Here is a 430-nt window from a genome sequence, read left to right as displayed (position 1 = left end):
GACGGATTCTAACGCTTGTCCAACGAACGGCAACCATCCCATCCATCTTCTCGCCTGACATCACCCAAATCCGCAACTCCCTCATCTGGGAGAATTCCTGCGCGTCATGCAGAGAGAAAGATATCAGTAAAGATGTCGTCAAAAAACTGGCAGAATAACTAACTGATTCTTTCATTGAAATAATGATGAATAGTATAAAAATATCGCTCCCCATTGCGCTTCGCGCCATGAATTCCTCCAGATGAGTTCGTTCATTAATTGGGAATGTCAGGCGCAAGGGAGCTGGATAGGCTGGTCTGTTTCCGTCTAGCCAAGCGATAGAATCCGTTACAGAAAAAAGAGTTGCAATTCCGTGTGAGAATTTGGCATCCAGCCAAATTCGAAAGGACTGCTGAATCGAGAAATTATCCAAATTTCTCGGTGAATCAGT

Annotated in this window: 1 protein-coding gene; it reads right to left on the bottom strand. The window is 44.4% G+C overall.

Annotation, left to right across the window (positions count from 1 at the left end; all coding sequences use genetic code 11):
- The coding region (locus tag ACQRBH_RS17340) for a hypothetical protein (protein ID WP_427762701.1) at window positions 1–430 on the bottom strand (430 nt) is incomplete at both ends.

Origin of the sequence: Bariatricus sp. SGI.161 (assembly GCF_050313695.1) — a bacterium.
GTDB lineage: Bacteria > Bacillota > Clostridia > Lachnospirales > Lachnospiraceae > JAFBIX01.
The sequence above is the reverse complement of the archived record's forward strand: the minus strand, read 5'-3'. Positions and strand labels throughout refer to the sequence as shown.